Here is a 14,366-nt window from a genome sequence, read left to right as displayed (position 1 = left end):
AGTATCCATTGATCCGGTTTTGTCAGCCAAGAGGCTGATATTTATCGTTTCTCTTTCTCTTTCTCTTTTGAAATAAGGCGAGCGCAAGCTCGCCTTTTTCATGAATACAGGCATCATGGCTTGCTAATTGCTTGTTTTTTGACATCTATTCCAATTAAGAGAGAGCGACAGTTGCAGCTGTCGAATTATTGCCGCAAGACGGCAAGACAAACTAAGAGAGAGAGTGGAATATGGCACTTTACGTTAATACGAACGTAAGCAGCATCAATGCCCAGAGAAAGCTCAGTAATGCTACTCTGAACCTTAATACCAGCTATCAGCGCCTCGCTTCCGGCATGCGCATCAACTCTGCCAAAGATGACGCCGCCGGCCTTCAAATCTCCGATCGCCTTACCTCCCAGATTAACGGCCTTAACCAGGGCAACCGTAACACCAATGACGGCATTGCCTTGGCTCAGACCATTGAAGGTGCTCTCGACGAGACTACCCAAATGCTGCAGCGTATCCGCGTCCTGGCCGTTCAGTCAGCCAATGGCACCAACTCAGCCTCTGACCGCAAAGCTATCCAGCAGGAAGTTACCCAGCTTTCAGAAGAAATCAACCGTATTGCCCGCCAGACCACTTTTGCTGGCAATACCATTCTGAATGGTCCAAAGGATACGACCAATCAAAATGCATGGTTAAAAAATGCAACCAGCATCATTCCCAGTGCTGGTTCTGCCAATGCAGGAAAGATTATTTTCCAAGTAGGCGCTAATGCAGGTGATACTCTTACCTTAAACTGGAATGAGCCGTTTACGATGTCAGGCCTGGCCAAGATGGCCAATATCGGTGAAGCTAAAAATATTGCCGCGCAAGGATCAAAAGGTGTTGACCAAAATGGCATTGTTATCGATACAAACAAATCACTTGTTCGCTGGACTGTCTCCTCTGCTAAATTAGCAACTGATACACTGGCAAACATTGATAAGGTTATCCAGGCCGTAGACTCCAAGCGTGCAGGACTGGGCGCTTTACAGAACAGAATGGAAAGTGCTATCCGCAACCAGGCTGGCATTTCTGAAAATGAGGCTGATGCCCGCTCAAGAATCAGGGACACAGACTTCGCCGCTGAGACCGCAGCTCTTACCCAGGGCAACATCATCCAGCAAGCCTGCCAGACCGTTTTAGCCCAGGCTAATCAGCGCCCTACAATTGCTCTGAGCCTGTTAGGTCAAGGCTAAGCATCAAACAAATAAGCATATTTCTCTGTCCCTTTAAGGCGAGCAAAGCCTCGCCTTTAGGAGCAGATAGAGCTTTGATGTACTTTCAGCGCAGATCTGATAAGTACCATTGAGAGAGAATAGACAGTTGCAGCTGTTCGATTTGCCGCATGCACAGCAAATCCAAGAGAGAGTATGAATTATGGCACTTTACGTTAATACGAACGTTAGCAGCATCAATGCGCAGAGAAAGCTCAGTAATGCTACCCTGAACCTTAACACCAGCTACCAGAGACTGGCTTCTGGTATGCGTATTAACTCCGCCAAAGACGACGCTGCAGGTCTTCAAATCTCCGACCGCTTAACCTCTCAGATTAACGGCCTCAATCAGGGCAACCGTAACACTAACGACGGTATTGCCTTAGCTCAAACTATCGAAGGTGCACTCGACGAGACCACCTCCATGCTCCAGCGCATCCGTGTTCTGGCCGTACAGTCTGCCAACGGCACCAACTCTGCATCAGATCGCAAAGCAATCCAGGAAGAAGTAACCCAGCTTTCGCAGGAAATCAACCGCATTGCCCGCCAGACCACCTTTGCCGGCAACACCATTCTGAATGGCTCAAACAACCCAAATGGTCAAAACCACTTAAAAGAAACAAAAAGCATCATTCCAAGTGCAGGCTCAGCAAACGCTGGAAAAATTATTTTCCAGGTTGGCGCTAATGCAGGCGACACTTTAGCTCTAAACTGGTCCGAAGCCTTTACTATGTCTGGACTGGCAAAGATGGCTCAGCTTGGAGAAGCAAAACAAACTGGTACTGCAAACGCAGGTAAGAATGGACTCGTAGTCAGTGCAGCCAATTCTAAAGATCAGGTAAGATGGACAGTTTCTTCCGCATCACTTGCAACATATACACTTGCAAACATCGATGCAGTTATCCAGGCTGTAGACTCCAAGCGTGCAGGCCTGGGCGCTTTACAGAACAGAATGGAAAGCGCTATCCGAAATCAGGCCGGTATTTCCGAGAATGAGGCCGATGCCCGCTCAAGAATCAGGGACACTGACTTCGCAGCTGAGACCGCTGCTCTAACCCAGGGCAACATTATCCAGCAAGCCTGTCAGACAGTCCTTGCTCAGGCCAACCAGCGCCCTACTATCGCTCTGAGCCTCTTAGGCCAGTAAGCTCAATAGATTAATCACTTTCTCTTTATCGTTCATGGCGGGCTATTGGCTCGCCTTCTTAAGAGCGAAGAGAAGTAATATGGATATACAGTTTCACTCGTGGATACAGTGCCTGCATGCATCTTAATAGTTAGATTGAGGAGATTAAAACCAGCTCCTGAACTTCGCAAAGGTGCTTGCCGCTATAGTCCTGATATTAAGGCTTGGAAAAGTATCCATTGATCCAGTTTTGTCAGTCGTTCAGGCTGATATTTATCAGATCTCTTTCTCTTTTGAAATAAGGCGAGCGCAAGCTCGCCTTTTTCATGCATACGGGCATCATGGCTTGCTAATTGCTTGTTTTTTGACATCTATTCCAATTAAGAGAGAGCGACAGTTGCAGCTGTCGAATTATTGCCGCAAGACGGCAAGACAAACAAAGAGAGAGAGTGGAATATGGCACTTTACGTTAATACGAACGTAAGCAGCATCAATGCTCAGAGAAAGCTCAGTAATGCTACTCTGAACCTTAATACCAGCTATCAGCGCCTCGCTTCCGGCATGCGCATCAACTCTGCCAAAGATGACGCCGCCGGCCTTCAAATCTCCGATCGCCTTACCTCCCAGATTAACGGCCTTAACCAGGGCAACCGCAACACTAATGACGGCATTGCCTTAGCTCAGACCATTGAAGGTGCTCTCGACGAGACCACCTCAATGCTGCAGCGTATCCGTGTACTGGCCGTACAGTCCGCCAACGGCACCAACTCAGCTGCTGACCGCAAAGCTATCCAGCAGGAAGTTACCCAGCTTTCAGAAGAAATCAACCGTATTGCTCGTCAGACTACATTTGCCGGTAACACCATTCTCAATGGTCCAAAAGACACGAAAAATGCAAATGCATGGTTACAGAATCCTAATAGCATTATTCCAAGTGCTGGCTCAGCAAACGAGGGCAAAATAGTATTCCAGGTGGGAGCTAATGCTGGCGATACTCTTACATTGAACTGGAAAGAGCCATTCACAATGTCTGGCTTAGCCGCAATGGCAAACATCGGACAAGCCAAAGATATAACTGGTGCAACTGGCTCAAAAGCTGTCGACTCAAATGGCATTGTTATCGATGGCAATAAATCACTCGTTCGCTGGACAGTTTCCTCTGCAAAATTAGCTACTGATACTCTGGCAAACATTGACAAGGTTATCCAGGCTGTTGATTCCAAGCGTGCAGGACTGGGCGCTTTACAGAACAGAATGGAAAGTGCTATCCGCAACCAGGCCGGTATTTCCGAGAATGAAGCCGATGCCCGCTCAAGAATCAGGGACACAGACTTCGCCGCTGAGACTGCAGCTCTTACCCAGGGCAACATCATCCAGCAAGCCTGCCAGACCGTTTTAGCCCAGGCTAATCAGCGCCCTACTATTGCTCTGAGCCTGTTAGGTCAAGGCTAATAATCAAACGAATAAGCATATTTCTCTATCCCTTTAAGGCGAGCAAAGCCTCGCCTTTAGGAGCAGATAGAGCTTTGATGTACTTTCAGCGCAGATCTGATAAGTACCATTTAGAGAGAATAGACAGTTGCAGCTGTCCGATTTGCCGCATGCACCGCAAATCCAAGAGAGAGAGAGTATGAATTATGGCACTTTACGTTAATACGAACGTTAGCAGCATCAATGCGCAAAGAAAGCTCAGCAATGCTACCCTGAACCTTAACACCAGCTACCAGAGACTGGCTTCTGGTATGCGTATTAACTCCGCCAAAGATGACGCTGCAGGTCTTCAAATCTCTGACCGCCTTACCTCCCAGATCAACGGCCTCAATCAGGGCAACCGTAACACCAACGACGGCATTGCCTTAGCTCAGACCATTGAAGGTGCACTCGATGAGACCACCTCTATGCTCCAGCGTATCCGTGTTCTGGCCGTACAGTCAGCCAACGGCACCAACTCAGCCTCTGATCGCAAAGCTATCCAGGAAGAAGTAACCCAGCTTTCGCAGGAAATCAACCGCATTGCCCGCCAGACCACCTTCGCCGGCAACACCATCCTTAACGGCCCAAAGAATAATGCCAATGACTATACCAAAAATCCTACCAGCATTATTCCAAGTACAGGCGCTGCAAATGCTGGAAAAATTGTATTCCAAGTAGGTGCTAATGCAGGCGATACTCTTACTTTGAACTGGGGTGATCCTTTCACTATGTCAGGCCTGGCCAAAATGGCTGGTATTGGTGAAGCTAAAAACCTAGGTAACGGTTCAGCAGGTTTGAACACTAACGGAATACTAATAGAAGCTAACGGCAAATCTCAGGTACGTTGGACTGTATCCACAGCCAAGTTAGCAACTGACACTCTGGCTAATATCGACAAGGTTATTCAAGCCGTAGATTCCAAGCGTGCAGGCCTTGGCGCTTTACAGAACAGAATGGAAAGCGCTATTCGTAATCAGGCAGGTATTTCCGAGAATGAGGCTGATGCCCGCTCAAGAATCAGAGACACAGACTTCGCCGCTGAAACCGCCGCACTTACCCAGGGCAACATTATCCAGCAGGCCTGCCAGACCGTTCTTGCACAGGCCAACCAGCGCCCTACTATCGCTCTGAGCCTCTTAGGCCAGTAAGCTCAAAGATTCATCACTTTCTCTTTATCGTTCAGGGCGGGCCACTGGCTCGCCTTCTTAAGATCGAAGAGAAGTAATATGGATATACAGTTTCACTCGTGGATACAGTGCCTGCATGCATCTTAATAGTTAGATTGAGGAGATTAAAACCAGCTCCTGAACTTCTCAAAGGTGCTTGCCGCTATAGTCCTGATATTAAGGCTTGGAAAAGTATCCATTGATCCAGTTTTGTCAGTCGTTAAGGCTGATATTTATCACATCTCTTTCTCTTTTGAAATAAGGCGAGCGCAAGCTCGCCTTTTTCATGTATAAGGCAATTATGGCTTACTAATTGCTTGTTTTTTGACACCTAATCCAATTAAGAGAGAAAGACAGTTGCAGCTGTCGAAATATTGCCGCAATTCGGCAAGACAAACTAAGAGAGAAAGAGAGAGAGTATTTAAAAATGGCACTTTATGTTAATACAAACGTCAGCAGCATTAATGCGCAAAGAAAGCTCAGTAATGCTACCCTGAACCTCAATACCAGCTACCAGAGACTCGCATCTGGTATGCGTATTAACTCTGCCAAAGACGACGCTGCAGGACTTCAAATCTCCGACCGTCTCACCTCCCAGATCAACGGCCTCAATCAGGGCAACCGTAACACCAACGACGGTATCGCCTTAGCTCAGACCATTGAAGGTGCTCTCGATGAAACCACCTCAATGCTGCAGCGTATACGTGTACTGGCCGTACAGTCCGCTAACGGAACCAATTCCCAGTCCGACCGCAAGGCAATCCAGGAAGAAGTAACCCAGCTCTCTCAGGAAATCAACCGTATTGCCCGCCAGACCACCTTTGCAGGTAACACCATCCTCAACGGCTCTAACCACCCTAGTGGTCAGGATCACTTAAAAGAGACCAAAAGTATCATTCCAAGTGCAGGCTCCGCTAATGCTGGCAAGATTATCTTCCAGGTTGGCGCAAATGCTGGCGATACTCTGGCCTTGAACTGGTCCGAAGCCTTTACTATGTCTGGCCTTGCCAAGATGGCAAATCTTGGACAGGCAGTTGATGCAACGAACAAAAACAATCCTGCCAAAAATGGCATTGTTGTAGACGGAAATGCTAAAGATCAGGTTCGCTGGACCGTATCTTCTGCATCCAATGCCCAATACACCCTTGCAAATATCGATGCCGTAATTCAGGCTGTTGACTCTAAGCGTGCCGGACTTGGCGCTTTACAGAACAGAATGGAAAGTGCTATCCGCAATCAGGCGGGTATTTCTGAGAATGAGGCCGATGCCCGTTCAAGAATTCGAGACACAGACTTCGCCGCTGAGACCGCAGCCCTGACTCAGGGCAACATCATCCAGCAGGCATGTCAGACAGTCCTCGCTCAGGCCAACCAGCGCCCTACTATTGCACTTAGCCTCTTAGGCCAGTAATCAAACAAACAGAACATATTTACAGCTCAGGGCGACTAATTCCCTCGCCCTCTAATATGAGCAAAGAGAAGAAAGACGCATCCTAAGCGTCTTATAGTTCGTAAAGAGAGCGAACCGACAGTTGCAGCTGTCAGATATGCCTGAAACCGGCATATCTTTAAGAGAGAGAGTATTTAAAAATGGCACTTTATGTTAATACAAACGTAAGCAGCATTAATGCGCAAAGAAAGCTTAGTAATGCTACCCTGAACCTGAACACCAGCTACCAGCGACTCGCCTCTGGTATGCGTATTAACTCTGCCAAAGACGACGCTGCAGGTCTTCAAATCTCCGACCGCCTCACCTCCCAAATCAACGGCCTTAACCAGGGCAACCGTAACACCAATGACGGCATTGCCTTAGCTCAGACCATTGAAGGTGCTCTCGACGAGACCACCACAATGCTACAGCGTATCCGTGTACTGGCCGTACAGTCCGCTAACGGTACCAACTCAGCATCAGACCGCGCTGCTATCCAGCAGGAGGTCACCCAGCTCTCCCAGGAAATCAACCGTATTGCCCGCCAGACTACCTTCGCCGGTAACACTATTCTCAATGGACCTGTTGTTACAGGAAAAACACAAACCGATGCATATCTGAACAACCCTAACAGTCTTATTCCTGCTGACGGACCTGGTAAAAATTCTGTTATTTTTCAGGTCGGAGCAAATGCTGGAGACACCTTAACACTAAGCTGGGCTGATCCATTCACAATGTCAGGTCTTGCCAAAATGGCGGGACTTGGTCAGGCTAAAAATACAGCCCAGGGTGGTAACAAAGACTACAGCGATGGCATTGTTATTGATAACGGTGATAAATCACAAGTACGATGGACAGTTTCTGCTGCATCTCTCGCCACTTATACTCTTGAGAAGATTGATAGGGTCATTCAGGCCGTAGACTCCAAGCGTGCCGGACTGGGCGCTTTACAGAACAGAATGGAGAGCGCTATACGTAATCAGGCAGGCATTTCCGAGAATGAGGCTGATGCCCGCTCAAGAATTCGAGACACAGATTTTGCCGCTGAGACCGCTGCTCTTACCCAGGGCAACATCATCCAGCAGGCCTGCCAGACCGTTTTAGCACAGGCTAACCAGCGCCCTACTATTGCACTTAGCCTCTTGGGCCAGTAATCAAACAAACAGAACATATTTACAGCTCAGGGCGACTCATTCCCTCGCCCTTTAATATGAGCAAAGAGAAGAAGGACGCATCCCAAGCGTCCTATAGTTCGCAAAGAGAGCGAACCGACAGTTACAGCTGTCAGATATGCCTGAAACAGGCATATATTTAAGAGAGAGAGTATTTAAAAATGGCACTTTACGTTAATACCAACATCAGCAGCATCAATGCGCAAAGAAAGCTCAGTAATGCTACCTTGAACCTGAACACCAGCTACCAGCGACTCGCTTCTGGTATGCGTATTAACTCTGCCAAAGACGACGCTGCAGGTCTTCAAATCTCTGACCGACTCACATCCCAGATCAACGGCCTTAACCAGGGCAACCGTAACACTAACGACGGTATTGCCTTAGCTCAGACCATTGAAGGTGCTCTCGACGAGACCACCTCAATGCTGCAGCGTATCCGCGTTCTGGCCGTACAGTCCGCAAACGGCACTAACTCAGCTTCAGACCGCGCTGCTATCCAGCAGGAAGTCACCCAGCTCTCCCAGGAAATCAATCGTATCGCCCGCCAGACAACTTTCGCTGGCAACACTATTCTTAATGGTCCTGTAGTTACTGGTAAAGCTGGTAACGAACAGTATCTAAACAATCCAAACAGTCTTATTCCTAACGCCGGTCCTGGCAAGAACTCTGTCATTTTTCAGGTAGGTGCCAATGCTGGCGATACCTTAACTCTCAGCTGGGCAGACGCTTTTACCATGTCAGGCTTGGCAAAAATGGCTCAGCTCGGTCAAGCTAAAGATACTGCACAAGGTAACAAAAACTACGACAAAGGAATTGTTATTGATAACGGAGACAAGTCTCAGGTTCGCTGGACTGTTTCTGCAGCATCTTTGGCTACTTATACTCTTGAGAACATCGACAAGGTAATCCAGGCAGTAGACTCCAAGCGTGCAGGTCTTGGCGCTTTACAGAACAGAATGGAAAGTGCTATTCGTAATCAGGCCGGTATTTCTGAGAATGAGGCTGATGCCCGCTCAAGAATTCGAGACACAGATTTTGCCGCTGAGACTGCAGCTCTTACTCAGGGCAATATCATCCAGCAGGCCTGCCAGACCGTTTTAGCTCAGGCCAACCAGCGCCCTACTATTGCACTGAGCCTGTTAGGTCAGTAATCAAACATCAGATATCCAGGTTTCTCTTTATCGTTCAGGGCGGGCAACAAAGCCCGCCTTTCTAAGAACACAGAGACCGAGACGCAGTGATAGCGTCCTTATACAGTTCGTGAAGAAAGCGAACAGACAGTTGCAGCTGTCAGATTTGCCGCAAGCAGCAAATCTTAAAGAGAGAGAGTATGAATTATGGCACTTTACGTTAATACCAACATCAGCAGCATCAATGCGCAAAGAAAGCTCAGCAATGCCACCCTGAACCTCAATACCAGCTACCAGAGACTCGCCTCTGGTATGCGTATTAACTCTGCCAAAGACGACGCTGCAGGCCTTCAAATCTCTGACCGCCTAACCTCCCAGATCAACGGCCTCAATCAGGGCAACCGCAACACCAACGACGGTATTGCCTTAGCTCAGACCATTGAAGGTGCTCTTGATGAGACCACCTCAATGCTGCAGCGCATCCGTGTACTGGCCGTACAGTCCGCTAACGGCACCAACTCCGCATCCGACCGTAAGGCCATTCAGCAGGAAGTGACCCAGCTGTCTGAAGAAATCAACCGTATTGCCCGTCAGACTACCTTCGCCGGCAACACCATCCTTAACGGTCCAAAGAATAATGCCACTGACTATACCAAAAATCCTACCAGCATTATTCCAAGTACAGGCGCTGCAAATGAAGGTAAGATTGTTTTCCAGGTAGGTGCAAATGCCGGAGACACTCTTACCTTAGACTGGAAAGATGCTTTCACCATGTCTGGGTTAGCAAAAATGGCTCAAATTGGAGAAGCCAAAAATATTGCAACCGGATCTGCCGCAGTTAAATCCAATGGAATTGTTATTGACGGTAATGCCAAATCATTAGTTCGCTGGACAGTTTCCTCAGCCAAGCTGGCTACTGACACTCTGGCAAACATTGATAAGGTCATTCAGGCGGTAGATTCCAAGCGTGCAGGCCTTGGCGCTTTACAGAACAGAATGGAAAGTGCTATTCGTAATCAGGCTGGTATTTCCGAGAATGAGGCAGATGCCCGCTCAAGAATCAGGGACACAGACTTCGCCGCTGAGACTGCAGCTCTTACTCAGGGCAATATCATCCAGCAGGCCTGCCAGACCGTTTTAGCACAGGCCAACCAGCGCCCTACTATTGCTCTTAGCCTCCTGGGCAGGTAAGACCCCAGGGCCTCTTCACAAGTTTCTCTTTATCGTTCAGGGCGGGCCATAGGCTCGCCTTTTTAGTTTCAAAATGCTGCAAGAAAGCATTAAGCGAATCGATATATCGTGAAATTTGAAATTGTTGGACAAAACTATTGCACTGTCAGCACCATAACAGTAATATAAACAGATATATTCTCTCTTAATCATTCAGAGGCGGACGCAAGTCCGCCTTTTTTATGCCTGCAAACTGCAAAATGTTTTACCGTAACGTAAAATAAAAGAATATTGTTAAATTATTTCAGGCACCTGAACGATAAATCCAAAATTCTATATTTCTGCCTAAACGCTCTATCAGCCCTCCCTGCTCTCCCTACAGCAACGCACCTGACTTCTGCATATGTTGTACCCCTATGCCTGAGGATGCGCTCTATGAAAGCCCTGTACGCCTCTCTGGCGTTTCTCTCCATAGCTTTTCTATTCGAGCCTAATATCTGACAGAGATAAGCTGCTCTGTTTAAACGAAAAGCCCTATATGGGCCAGAGCATGCTTATCTAATGTCATCTCACATTCCACTTTGGAACTGCATCAAGCAAGCAGTTGCCTCTAACGCTCGCATCCAAGGTGTAGCTAAGGTCAATTCCACAGCGCCACTTTGAATCAACGTAGAGCTATCACAGTCACTCACAGAGCGATGGCGTGTTCAATGGTATGGAGATGTACCGGTGACAGCTAAAATCGTCTCTGTGAAAGCGTAGAGGGGCTTTAGGGACGTTCTGTATGCAATGCAACTCTGTCCTGCTTCAGTTCCACCCGCCAGACAAAAATAAAGCCTCCTTACCATGATGGCCTGGAGGCTTTAAGAGTAGTTTGTATTGCTACTCAAATCTGAAGCTTAAAAGCTATGATTTAACCGAGCAGTGACAGGCCCAGCTGAGGGCGGGTATTAGCCTGCATCAGCATGGAGGTTGCAGCCTGCTGGATAATGGACTGCTGAGACAGATTAGCTGATTCTTCAGCGAAATCTGCGTCACGAATTCTGCTGCGGGCGTCAGACTGGTTGGCAGAAACGTTTGCCTGGTTGCGAATAGAACTCTCCAATCTGTTCTGGATTGCACCTAGTCCAGCACGACTGGCATCTACCGATCCAATCATCTTGTCCAGGCCTTCAATCGCTTTGTCAATATTTTCTGCCTTGGTAAAGCTGACCTTGATAGCACCACCACCCTGCTGACCAGCGCCGGCGGACCAGAAAGATTTCAGATCATTGTCCTGGATTCCGGCATTTTTAGCGATCTGAGAGAACTTCATGGCGTTAACCTCGAAGCTGACGGTATCGCCCTTATTTGCTCCTACCTGTAAAGTAAGCTTACCTACTTCGTCCTTACCACCCTGAGGAGGCTGACCACCGGCTGCGCCGCCCTTGGTCATGATTGAACCTGCACCAGCACCGTCGAGGATAAGGGAGCCGCCATACTTGGTCTGCTTGGCGATACGGGTAATTTCCTCAGCCAGAGCAGTAGCTTCCTTACCAAGAGCCTTGCGATCATCCAGGGTATTGGTTCCATTACGGGCCTGAACTGCAAGAGTACGCATCTTCTGCAGCATACCAGTAATTTCGTCCATGGCACCTTCAGCGGTCTGGGCGAAAGCAATACCGTCATTGGAGTTGCGGTTACCCTGATTCAGGCCATTAATCTGGGTGGTTAAGCGTGAGGATATCTGGAGGCCTGCTGCATCGTCCTTTGCGGAATTAATTCTCAGGCCTGACGAGAGTCTCTGGTATGTGGTTGTCAGCTGATTCTGTACGTTATTCAGATATCTGCGGCCGTTGAGTGAACTGACATTCGTGTTTACGTATACTGCCATGGTCTGTTTCCATCATGTGTGTTGTGTTGTGTGTAATGAACGACCAAGAAATAGTGGCCGTTATTAGCTCAACGGCACTTTCATCCTAGATATATGCAAATACGACCAGCCTTATTTGGATGCTGGATACATGCCATGTAAAACTGCTGATAGATATTATCTGTCAGACTGCCTTTAAAGCCCGTCAATGCGCCATCTGACTAAATTCTAGTCCAGAAATTAGATATTGAAATTTGTGAGTATATGTATTTAATTCCCACTTGTCGCCTCTGCCCCGTGAAAATCTGTCGGGCCCTTATCCGCTAAGAGCCGCCCTCCAGCCACTTCACAGTCTCATCCCCTTTGCTCTGCTTGCATGCCATCTACGCAGGTAAGCAGCCCTTAAATCCATCATCACAAACGCTTTCAGGTGACATGGTTAAGAGCGGCTTTCCAAAACAATTTGCATATGTGACAAAATCACTGTATGTTGCTTAAAAATGCTGTTTTTCATAAATACGATATTTATCGAATTTATGTGTCACCATTCCACGGGATGAATACGCAGTATATTACCCTAATGAAGTGTCATAGGTATCGACACTTTTGAGCCATAGTCGTTACAGGCAGAATTCGGCCGATCATTGAAATTATTAACATCAATATATGCCGAAAAATGGCTTATACATCGCATGTATAGAATAAGGTAAAGGGCGATTTACCAAGTATCGTCAGGAGCATTTACCCCCTGACTGCACGATGCCGTCCTGGATGAGCTTCATGCTCTATCATTCATGCCAGAACAAACTGTCCGATTTCCTCCACTATATAGATTTGCAATATGACACTTACGGCTCATTCTTGAGAAAAATCAGACTTTATGCAAACGGCTTGTTTATCGAATTTAAGTATCGACTGTCCACGGGATATATACGTAACATAATATCTGACATTTTCGTCATAACCAATGACACTCTAAAAGTACCATTATGCTTCTGCAGACAATGGGATTTTGAGCCCTCATTACACTCACGCTCTACAGCTGTTATGCGTGCTTAGAACTTCTGAGGTAAAGTCCTGATGGTTAACTGACGTTCACTCAAAAGGCCCCATAGGGCTTTGTCATGAAGGCAAGCACAGTCGTAACACTCTGCCTCATGAGGTGATACATTCTGCTGCCATAGCACTGACTACTCCTCTCCTCGACGCCGGTCAGCTCGTGAAGTAGCGAAGCTGCTAAATAGTTCTGTTAATTGCCATAGAATTCGTCAGGGCAAGGGCCGGGACGGTCGCTGCATGCCCGCAGCTGTCAGACAGCAGAGGCGTGGTATAGGCTATCTACATGGTCTTATAAGGACAGACATCAGTCCATGGGTAAGAGCTTCAACCCGTACGCTCATTCCCATCCTCAGTCCCCGAAATTGCCTGATCCCCAGGCCCATCTTAGAACTGACAACTGAATGACCTGTAAGCCAATGGCATTGTGCTAAGAGCTTGGGGCGAAACACTGCTGAGCCTTAATAAGGTTTCGACATGTGTAAGCGCAGACAGCATCACGAGTATTGAGTTACCAGGGAAAGCAAGCTATAAACGACTCCACACTGGACGATGAGTCATATGACATGCTGAAACCGTCCGCACGACTATTGAACCTGACGCAATTACCCATACCTCGCCATTGGCCTGAGCTTCTACAGAGTTTGCCCCTGGGATTCGAAGTGCCTTAAGTTCCATGAAGCCAGCAAAGGCCGGAAAGTAACAACCCTGGAGTTCCTTGCATGCTTGAATATCGACCTGCCAACTACAAAGTTAGGCCTCTGGAAAACAAAAAGGCCCTGAGGCGGTAAAGCCTGAGGACCTTTGAGACCGACCTTTAAAAGGTCCGGTCATTCGTCTTTCGTTTGTAAATCGGATTTTAGCCTAACAGTGACAGACCCAGCTGAGGACGGGTGTTGGCCTGCATCAGCATGGAGGTAGCAGCCTGCTGAATAATGGACTGCTGGGACAGATTGGCTGATTCTTCGGCGAAGTCTGCGTCACGAATTCTGCTGCGGGCGTCAGACTGGTTGGCAGCAACATTTGCCTGGTTGCGGATTGAACTTTCCAATCTGTTCTGGATTGCACCTAGTCCGGCACGCTGTGAGTCTACTGCGCCGATGATCTTATCCAGGGCTTCAATGGTAGCCTGAGCACCGTCAGCAGTGGACAGTATCAGCTTTTTGTCGGTATGCCAGAATTTTGCAATGTCATTTTGTCCGATACCAGCAAGAGCAATAGCCTTGGTGAACTTCATATTAGAGACGTCAAAGGTGATGGTGTCACCCTTATTTGCGCCTACCTGCAGGGTAAGCTGACCAGCGCTCTGCTTGGCATTGGTATAAATTGAGTTGGTGCCGTCATCACCGCCGTCGAGAACGGTCTTGCCGCCAAACTTGGTCTGGCCAACAATACGGTCAATCTCGGCAACCAGAGCTGTAGCTTCGGTATCCAGGGCCTTACGGTCAGCCTCGGTATTGGTGCCGTTTGCAGACTGTACTGCCAGAGTACGGATCTTCTGCAGCATGCCGGTCATTTCGTCCATGGCACCTTCAATGGTCTGGGCCAGAG

The 14,366-nt window shown here is 48.0% G+C and carries 11 protein-coding genes; 8 read left to right on the top strand and 3 right to left on the bottom strand.

Translation table 11 applies throughout. The annotated features are described in order from the left end of the window. Nucleotides 1-230: 230 nt before the first annotated feature. Together MXE39_RS10910 and MXE39_RS10905 are read left to right on the top strand one after the other, a co-directional pair. Nucleotides 231-1,223 (top strand): flagellin, encoded by a 993-nt coding sequence (locus MXE39_RS10910; protein ID WP_246978734.1) that lies wholly within the window; start codon nucleotides 231-233, stop codon nucleotides 1,221-1,223. 181 nt (nucleotides 1,224-1,404) lie between these two features. After that, nucleotides 1,405-2,388 carry a flagellin gene (locus MXE39_RS10905; RefSeq protein WP_246978735.1) on the top strand — a complete coding sequence of 328 codons (984 nt, stop codon included), beginning with the start codon at nucleotides 1,405-1,407 and terminating at the stop codon, nucleotides 2,386-2,388. Between the two features lie 182 nt (nucleotides 2,389-2,570). Here MXE39_RS10905 and MXE39_RS10900 read toward each other — a convergent pair whose 3' ends face one another. Next, on the bottom strand, nucleotides 2,571-2,738 hold the full coding sequence (locus MXE39_RS10900; protein ID WP_246978736.1) for a hypothetical protein: 168 nt from the start codon (nucleotides 2,736-2,738) through the stop codon (nucleotides 2,571-2,573). Nucleotides 2,739-2,823: 85 nt separating this feature from the next. On the opposite strand from MXE39_RS10900, the gene MXE39_RS10895 reads away from it, so the two are divergent. The 6 genes from MXE39_RS10895 to MXE39_RS10870 all read left to right on the top strand — a co-directional run bounded on the left by MXE39_RS10895 (nucleotide 2,824) and on the right by MXE39_RS10870 (nucleotide 9,928). Continuing rightward, the gene (locus MXE39_RS10895; protein WP_246978737.1) at nucleotides 2,824-3,819 is read left to right on the top strand and encodes a flagellin; all 996 of its coding nucleotides are present in this window, start codon (nucleotides 2,824-2,826) and stop codon (nucleotides 3,817-3,819) included. A 185-nt stretch (nucleotides 3,820-4,004) separates the two neighbouring features. Further along, nucleotides 4,005-4,988, top strand: a complete 984-nt coding sequence (locus tag MXE39_RS10890) for a flagellin (RefSeq protein ID WP_246978738.1) — start codon at nucleotides 4,005-4,007, stop codon at nucleotides 4,986-4,988. A gap of 445 nt (nucleotides 4,989-5,433) precedes the next feature. After that, nucleotides 5,434-6,417 carry a flagellin gene (locus tag MXE39_RS10885; protein WP_246978739.1) on the top strand — a complete coding sequence of 328 codons (984 nt, stop codon included), beginning with the start codon at nucleotides 5,434-5,436 and terminating at the stop codon, nucleotides 6,415-6,417. 179 nt (nucleotides 6,418-6,596) lie between these two features. Continuing rightward, nucleotides 6,597-7,589: a flagellin gene (locus MXE39_RS10880; RefSeq protein WP_246978740.1), complete on the top strand. Its 993-nt coding sequence runs from the start codon at nucleotides 6,597-6,599 to the stop codon at nucleotides 7,587-7,589. A 179-nt stretch (nucleotides 7,590-7,768) separates the two neighbouring features. Further along, nucleotides 7,769-8,758, top strand: coding sequence for a flagellin (locus tag MXE39_RS10875; protein WP_246978741.1), 990 nt, complete (start codon nucleotides 7,769-7,771; stop codon nucleotides 8,756-8,758). Between the two features lie 186 nt (nucleotides 8,759-8,944). Then, complete coding sequence (locus MXE39_RS10870) at nucleotides 8,945-9,928, top strand: flagellin (RefSeq protein WP_246978742.1); 984 nt, start codon at nucleotides 8,945-8,947, stop codon at nucleotides 9,926-9,928. 892 nt (nucleotides 9,929-10,820) lie between these two features. On the opposite strand, the gene MXE39_RS10865 is transcribed toward MXE39_RS10870, so the two are convergent. Both MXE39_RS10865 and MXE39_RS10860 read right to left on the bottom strand, forming a co-directional pair. Next, nucleotides 10,821-11,780, bottom strand: a complete 960-nt coding sequence (locus MXE39_RS10865; protein WP_246978743.1) for a flagellin — start codon at nucleotides 11,778-11,780, stop codon at nucleotides 10,821-10,823. 1,894 nt (nucleotides 11,781-13,674) lie between these two features. Next, nucleotides 13,675-14,366: flagellin (locus tag MXE39_RS10860; protein WP_246978744.1), on the bottom strand; the 692-nt coding region annotated here is incomplete at its 5' end.

The sequence above is a fragment of the Anaerobiospirillum sp. NML120511 genome (assembly GCF_023050955.1).
Classification (GTDB): Bacteria; Pseudomonadota; Gammaproteobacteria; order Enterobacterales; family Succinivibrionaceae; genus Anaerobiospirillum.
Note: the sequence above shows the minus strand (reverse complement) of the source record. Positions and strands in the feature narration are given on the sequence as shown.